The organism is Streptomyces sp. Q2 (genome assembly GCF_056820935.1).
Window position 1 is genome coordinate 194,551 of the sequence record NZ_JBXEJE010000018.1, and the last position, 7,668, is coordinate 202,218.

Genomic DNA, 7,668 nt, shown 5'->3' on the forward strand with positions numbered 1-7,668 from the left:
CCGGCCGGGCCCTGCCGGCGGACCTTCACTCGATGAACGCCAGCGTGACCGGGCAGGTCAATCGTCAGCGGGAGTGGGCGTGTTCCTCGTCGCGGGCCGCCTGCGCTGCCGTCGTCTCCGGTGCCGCCGTCTCCTGTGACCGGGGCTTTCCGGCGGCCCGGAGGCCGGGCAGGACGGCGAGGACGATCACCGTGCCGACAGCCATGATGATCCCGCCGACGAGGCTGGTCCGGGCGACGGCGTGGGCGAAGGACTCGTGGACGGCGTCGATCAGGGCCTGCGCCTGCCGAGGGCCTGCGGAGGGGCTCTGCGCCAACTGCTCGGCGACCGCGAGACCGCCGCCCACCGAGTCCTTGGCCGTGTCCATCGCGGTGGCCGGGAGCCGGCCGCCGGCCAGGTCGGTCAGCTCGTCGCGGTAGGCGGTGCCCAGCAGCGAGCCGAGGATCGCGATGCCGAGGGAGCCGCCGAGTTCGAGCGCGGTGTCGTTGGCGCCGCCGCCGACGCCCAGCTCGGCCTCGGGGAAGGAGCCCATGATGGTGTCCGTCGCCGGGGACACGCTCAGGCCGATGGCGAAGCCGAGCAGCAGCAAGGTGGGCAGGAAGTCACCGTAGGTGGAGGCCTTGTCGACCTGGACGAGCAGGAAGACGCCCACGGTGCCGATCGCCATGCCGGCCGTGACCAGCGCCTTCACGCCCAGCTTCGGGGCCAGCCGCCCGGTCGCCGCGGCGCCGGCGAAGACGGCACCGGCCAGCGGCAGCAGTCGTACGCCGGTCTGCAGCGCGTCGTAGCCGAGGACGAACTGCAGGAACTGGGTGGCGTAGTAGATCGCGCCGAAGGTGCCGAAGAAGAAGAACAGCACCGCGAGCATCGACCCGCTGAAGGGCCGCAGGGCGAACTTGCGCACGTCCAGCATGGGGCGCGGGTGCCGCAGTTCCCAGGCCACGAAGGCGAGGAAGCCGACGCCCGCGACCACGGCCGCGGTGACGGGCCCGGTGCCCCAGCCGAAGTGCGGGCCCTCGATGGTCGCGTAGACGAGGCAGCCGACGGAAACGATCGAGAGCAGTCCGCCCACGTAGTCGATCCGGCCCATGCCCTTGGCCTTGGACGGCGGGACGAGGGCGAGCGCCCCGACGACGGCGACGACCGCGACGGGGACGTTGATCAGGAAGGTGGAGCCCCAGGCGTGGTCCTCCAGCAGCCAGCCGGCGACCAGGGGGCCGACGGCGATGGCGAGGCCGGAGGTGGCGGTCCAGACCGTGATGGCCTTGGCCCGCTCTGCCCGCGGGAAGGTCGCGACCAGCAGCGACAGCGTGGCCGGCATGACGATGGCGGCGCCGACACCCATGATCGCGCGGGCGGTGATGACGAGCCCGGTCTCGTCGACCAGGCTGCCCATCACCGAACCCCAGCCGAAGACCAGCAGGCCGGTGACGAGGGCGCCGCGGCGGCTGTACTTGTCGCCTATCGAGCCCAGCACGAGCATCAGCGCGGCGTACGGGACGGTGTAGCCGTCGATGACCCACTGCAGGTCACTGCTGCTCAGGCCCAGCGCCTTGGTCATGTCCGGCGCGGCCACGATCAGGGACGTGTTGGCCATCACGACGATCAGCAGGCTCAGACACAGGACGAGCAGGGCCCACCAGCGCCGTTCGTAGGGGCCGGCCATCTTCTCGACAGGTGTGTGGGCGGGCAAGGGCATGGAAAGCTCCTGGAGGACGAGTTAGTTACCCATCAACGTGCAGATTAAGTTACTGCTCAGTGATGTGCAAATATCTCGGCCCCAGCCCTGACCTCAGCCCTGATTCCCGCCCGTCGCACAGCCACGGGGCGCGCCGCTCCCTCGACCACGTCCTGGAAGCGGCACGGTGTGGAGCGGGCGGCAATTCAGACAGCGGCCTCGCGGGGGTCCCCGGGGCCGGAGTGGCACGTCGCACCGTCTGTCTCCATTTCGCGGGCCGGACGGCCCTTGTCGAGATCACCGGGGGGCGGGTCTCCGAGGGCGGGGCCCCACCGCGACATCGCGGAGGTCCCGGAGGGCGCGAAGAGCACGGAGGCGATACGACCCGCGCTCACCCTCACCCGTACGCCGCTCCCGAGGGCCGCGAGTACCCTGGCGTGCCGCGTCCTCACCTCGCGGCCGCTCGGCGGCCGTTGTCTCACCGTCATCGGCCTGATCGGTTCATCCGGCTCAGCGGCTTACGGCCTCAGCGGCCTCAGCGGCCGGGACCTCTCGCCGAGGCAGTCGTCGTCACCCTCACCGGGCCGACGACGCTACGGGCGCGGGCGACCGGTCAGGCACCGGCGGCGGGCCGCGGAACCCCCGTCGACACGACGTCGTCGACCACCGAACGCGCCCGCTCCTGAGGCACACCGGCCGCGATGAGCGTGGCGACGGCGACCCGGGTGCCGTCGTCCTCCAGAGCCCCGGTGTTGACCTCCTCCAGCAGGGCGAGGGTCATCGCCTCCAGGGCGGCGCTCAGCACGGCGGGCGGCAGGTGGGTGTGGAAGACGCCGTCCCGCCGGCCCCGGTCGAGGATGGCGGTGACCTCCGCGCGGGCCGGTGCCAGGATCTCCGCGACGCGCTCCGCGCCCAGATCGTGCCGGGCGAGGGCCAGGAGCATCCGGTAGCGGTCGCCCACGGGCCACATCGCGAACACGAAGTACGCGAGTGCCCGCTCGGCCGGGTCAGCGGGCCTCGCACCGCCCTCGACCGCCGCCCGAAGGGTCTCGCAGGCCTCCTCGGCGAGGGCCTCCAGCAGCGCGGCACGGCCGGGGAAGTGCCCGAAGAGGGTGCGCCGTACGACACCGGAGGCCCGCGCCAGCTCCTCCAGGGTGATGTCCGGGTTCCGCCCGAGTTCCTGGCGGGCCGTGGCCAGGATCCGCGCCCGGTTGGACCGCGCGTTGCGTCGCAGCGGCTCACGGGCGACGGACTTGGTCACAGCGACAACCTCGGTCTGATCAGTACGGGCGCGACAGGTACAGAAGCGGCAGGTACGGGAGCGGCAGGTACGGGGGTGACAAGTACGGCAGCGACGAGCGTGGGTCGGTGACGCGGGGGCAAAGGGCGCAGCCATTCTGGCACGCAGGCCCCTGCCTGGCAGCCGGTGCCCGGCCCCGGCGTGGTTCCGGGGGCCCGCTCGGCGTCTCCTCACCCAAATCTCAGACGGCGGCCCGGGCTTTCAAAGGATCAACCCAGGTACGGGGCGCACGATGCACACGCAAAGACGGATATCTCAGGAAGGCGTGTCGTGGGCGTCCCGCACATATCGAACCGGTCCGAGCGGCAGTCGAAGGGGTGGTCCCGGCGCGGGCTGCTCGGGGTGTTCGGCGCGGTACCCGCCGCAGCCGTTCTGACCGGGTGCGGTGGCGGCGCGGCGGACGCCTCGGACGGGAAGACGCCCATGGCGAACACGACGTCCACGACTTCCGCGCAGGTCGCCGGGAAGAAGACGGTCATCGCCGTCACTCCCGCCGACGGCACCAAGAAGGCCGCTTTCACCAGCCCCGTCGAGGTCACCGTCACCGACGGTGCTCTCGCCTCCGTGAAGGTCACCGGCAACGACGGTTCCACGCTGACCGGCTCCTTCGACGACACGCGGACGAGGTGGACTTCCACCCGGAACCCGTACTCGGGGACCAGGTACACGGTCGCCGCCAAGACCGACGACGGCGCCGGGAAGACCGCGACCTTCACCACCAGGTCGCCCGGCGAGACCTTCGTCGGCTACTTCACGCCCGAGGCGAACTCCACGTCCGGTGTCGGCATGCCCGTGTCGGTCAACTTCACGCACGCGGTGACGGACAAGGCGGCTGTCGAGAAGGCGATCACGGTGACCGCCGAGCCGGCCGTCGTGGTCGTCGGCCACTGGTTCGGCGACACCCGGCTCGACTTCCGGCCCGAGACGTACTGGGCGGCCGGGACCACCATCACGCTCGGTCTGAGGTTGAAGGACGTCGAGGGAACGGATGATGTCTACGGTATACAGTCGAAGGACATCACCTTCCACATCGGCCGCGAGCAGATCAGCACGGTCGACCTCGCCACCAAGCGGATGACGGTCCGCCGTGACGGCGCGACCCTCGCCACCTACCCGGTCAGCGGCGGCGACGCCGACCACACCACCTGGTCCGGGATCATGGTGATCAGCGAACGGTTCAAGCAGACCCGGATGGAGTCCTCGACCGTCGGACTCGGCGACGAGTACGACATCGCCGACGTCCCGCACGCCCAGCGTCTGACCACGTCCGGCACCTTCGTCCACGGCAACTACTGGGCGTCCACCGCGGTGTTCGGCAGCGAGAACACCAGCCATGGCTGCGTCGGCCTGCACGACGCGAAGGGCGCGAACGACAGCTCCGTGGACGGCTACAAGTTCTACGAGAGCTCGATGCTCGGCGACGTCGTCATCGTGACGAACTCCGGCGAGGAGACCGTCGATCCGGCCAACGGGCTCAACGGCTGGAACCTGTCGTGGCAGGACTGGAAGGCGGGCAGCGCGCTTTAGCACATGGGCGACTTCAGCGGGTTAACTCACCTGGGGCAAAAGGAGTTTCACTGTTACACCTCTTGACGGCCGGAGCGGCCGGGAGCACATTGGGCGCACTTTGAGAGCGCTCTCAGAGGGCTCTCAAGGTGTCTCCAAGGCACCCGCGCATCCCCTTCCGTACCCGAGAGGCCCCCCACCATGAGTGAACCCTCCGGCATACCCGACCCCGCCGGCCTGTCCCGCAGACGGCGCCCCCTGCGCCGGGCGCTCGTCGCCGTCATCAGCACCCTGGGGCTCGCGGCGGCCGCCGCCACGGTCGCCTCCCCCTCCGCGAACGCCTCCGCGCCCACGCCCCCGGCGGGCTGGTCGCAGGTCTTCCTCGACGACTTCACCGGCGCCGCGGGCACCGGCGTCAACACCTCCAACTGGCAGTACGCCACCGGCACCTCGTATCCGGGCGGCCCCGCCAACTGGGGCACCGGCGAGGTCGAGACGATGACGAACAGCACGAACAACGTCTCACTCGACGGCAACGGCAATCTGCGCATCACCCCGCTGCGCAGTGCGGCCGGCAGCTGGACCTCGGGCCGCATCGAGACCAACCGCACCGACTTCCAGCCCCCGTCGGGCGGCAAACTCCGTGTCGAGGCCCGTATCCAGATGCCGAACGTCACCGGCACCGCCGCGGAGGGCTACTGGCCCGCGTTCTGGATGCTGGGCGCCCCGTACCGGGGCAACTACCAGAACTGGCCGAGCGTCGGCGAGCTGGACATCATGGAGAACGTCCAGGGCCGCAACACCGTGTGGGCCACGATGCACTGCGGCACCAATCCGGGCGGCCCGTGCAACGAGACGACCGGCATAGGCAACTCGACCGCGTGTCCCGGCAGCACCTGCCAGTCCGGCTTCCACACCTACACCATGGAGTGGGACCGCTCGGCGAGCCCGGAAGCCATCCGCTTCCTCGTCGACGGCGTCAACTTCCACACCGTCACCGCGAACCAGGTCGACGCGACGACCTGGACCAACGCCACCAACCACGGCTTCTTCATCATCCTGAACGTGGCGATGGGCGGCGCCTTCCCCGACGCGTTCGGCGGCGGCCTGGACGGCGACACCCGCTCCGGCGTCCCCATGGTCGTCGACTACGTCCAGGTGCTGTCGGCCGCCGGGGGCGGTTCCACCACGCCCCCGCCGACCGGCAACCGTGACGCCTACAGCGCCATCCAGGCCGAGTCCTACGACGGCCAGTCCGGCGCCGGCACCGAGACCACCTCCGACACCGGCGGCGGCCAGAACATCGGCTCCCTCGCAGGCGGCGACTGGGCGCTCTACCGGGGCGTCAACTTCGGCTCCACGGCGGCCACCCAGTTCGTGGCCCGCGTGGCGAGCGGCGCGGCGGGCGGTGTCAGCGGTCTCGTCGAGGTCCGCCTGGACAGCCGTACCAGCGCACCCGTCGGCAGCTTCTCGCTGGCCAACACGGGCGGCTGGCAGTCGTGGCGGACGGTCCCCGCGAACATGAGCGCGGTCACCGGCACCCACGACGTCTACCTGACGTTCACGAGCGGCCAGCCGGCGGACTTCGTGAACGTGAACTGGTTCACCTTCGGTCGCTGACCCGCGGCCCGCTTCCCCGGACGGGGCTCCACGCGCGCGTGGAGCCCCGTCGCGGTGTCGCGATGTCGCGATGTCGCGGTGTCAGCGCAGCTCCGCCCGGAAGGCCGCCGGCGTCATGTCCGTGTGCTGCTGGAAGAACTTCGAGAAGTTCGCCGCGTCCGGGAAACCGACCGCCGCCCCGACGCGGCCGATCGGCAGCTCCGTGTGGGCCAGCAGCCGTTTGGCCTCCAGGATCACGCGTTTGTCGATGAAGCCCTTGGGGGTCTCGCCGGTGGCGGCGCGGACCGCGCGCACCAGGGTGCGGCGGGAGTAGCCGAGGGCGTCGGCGTAGGCGCTGACGCTGTGGTTGGTGGCGAAGCCCTGCTCGACGGCGTTCCTGAAGAGGGTGAAGGTCGTGTCGGCCTGCCGCCGGGCCGCCTCCTCGGAGCTGGCCGCGAGGTGGGCCAGACGGAGCAGGAAGGCGGTCAGCGAGTGGCGCAGCACCGAGGTGTGCAGGCCGGCCGGGAGGGTGCCGGTGTCCTCGTACTCGCGTTGCAGTTGGGCGAGGGCGGCCCGCAGGGCGGCGAGCTGGGGTTCGTCGGGGTGCAGCAGGGGCGGCAGGTCGTAGCGGTACAGGCCGGTGGCCTCGACGGTGGCGCGGGGCAGGAAGCCGGGCTGCATGGTCAGGACGGTTCCGCGGTACTCGCTGCTCGGCGAGAAGCGGTGGACCTGCCCCGGGCGGATCCACAGCAGGTCGCCGGCCGTCGCCTCGTACTCGGCGAAGTCGATCATGTGGTGTACGGGGCCGTCGCCGAAGAGCATGACGACGTGGAAGTCGATGCGGTGCACGCGTTCCAGTGGCGCGTCCGCGTGCCAGGTGCGGCCGGTGCCCATCGGCCCGACCTGCATGCCGACACCGCCGACGCTCAGTTCGACCGGGAAGGGGAAGGTTCTGATCCCGTCCACGCCACCGTCGCCGTCTCCGCCTTGGATGGTTCTGTCCGCCATGTCCTTCTCGTGCCGCCTCGGTCGAGCCGTCCGTGTCCCACTTTCACCACAGGCTGGCACATGGCCACCTTCCCCCATAAAAGTCAGACTTTTAAGTTTGAACACGTCAGACCAGCTACCCCGCTCCGATCGAGGACTTCTTGAAGATGAGCACGCAGACACCGCACAGCTTCGAATGGACCGAACTCGACCGGCGTGCCGTCGACACGGCCCGTCTCCTGGCGGCCGATGCCGTGCAGCGGGTCGGGAACGGACACCCGGGCACCGCGATGAGCCTGGCTCCGGCGGCGTACACGATCTTTCAGAAGGTGATGCGACACGATCCCGCGGACCCGGAGTGGACCGGCCGCGACCGCTTCGTCCTGTCCCCCGGACACACCTCGCTCACCCTCTACACCCAGCTCTTCCTGGCCGGGTACGAGCTGGAGCTCGACGACCTCAAGGCCTTCCGTACCCACGGTTCGAAAACGCCCGGTCACCCCGAGTACGGCCACACCGCCGGCGTCGAGACCACCACCGGTCCGCTGGGCCAGGGTGTCGCCAACGCCGTCGGCATGGCGATGGCCGCCCGTTACGA

General features: G+C 70.4%; 5 protein-coding genes and 1 pseudogene. 3 read left to right on the forward strand and 3 right to left on the reverse strand.

Annotated features, from left to right (window positions below):
- Positions 1 to 64 precede the first annotated feature (64 nt).
- Both ACWBNA_RS21430 and ACWBNA_RS21435 read right to left on the reverse strand, forming a co-directional pair.
- On the reverse strand, positions 65 to 1,699 hold the full coding sequence (locus ACWBNA_RS21430; protein ID WP_482706042.1) for an MFS transporter: 1,635 nt from the start codon (positions 1,697 to 1,699) through the stop codon (positions 65 to 67).
- Between the two features lie 592 nt (positions 1,700 to 2,291).
- Complete coding sequence (locus ACWBNA_RS21435) at positions 2,292 to 2,939, reverse strand: TetR/AcrR family transcriptional regulator (RefSeq protein ID WP_482706043.1); 648 nt, start codon at positions 2,937 to 2,939, stop codon at positions 2,292 to 2,294.
- Positions 2,940 to 3,248: 309 nt separating this feature from the next.
- On the opposite strand from ACWBNA_RS21435, the gene ACWBNA_RS21440 reads away from it, so the two are divergent.
- Together ACWBNA_RS21440 and ACWBNA_RS21445 are read left to right on the forward strand one after the other, a co-directional pair.
- The gene (locus tag ACWBNA_RS21440) at positions 3,249 to 4,505 is read left to right on the forward strand and encodes a L,D-transpeptidase (protein ID WP_482706044.1); all 1,257 of its coding nucleotides are present in this window, start codon (positions 3,249 to 3,251) and stop codon (positions 4,503 to 4,505) included.
- A gap of 180 nt (positions 4,506 to 4,685) precedes the next feature.
- Entirely contained in the window at positions 4,686 to 6,104 is a 1,419-nt protein-coding gene (locus ACWBNA_RS21445; protein WP_482706045.1) for a glycoside hydrolase family 16 protein, read from the forward strand.
- An 81-nt stretch (positions 6,105 to 6,185) separates the two neighbouring features.
- On the opposite strand, the gene ACWBNA_RS21450 is transcribed toward ACWBNA_RS21445, so the two are convergent.
- Positions 6,186 to 7,091 (reverse strand): helix-turn-helix domain-containing protein, encoded by a 906-nt coding sequence (locus ACWBNA_RS21450; RefSeq protein WP_482706047.1) that lies wholly within the window; start codon positions 7,089 to 7,091, stop codon positions 6,186 to 6,188.
- 146 nt (positions 7,092 to 7,237) lie between these two features.
- Between ACWBNA_RS21450 and ACWBNA_RS21455 the strand changes: the two are divergent.
- Positions 7,238 to 7,668: pseudogene (locus ACWBNA_RS21455) on the forward strand (transketolase); the annotation flags it as partial.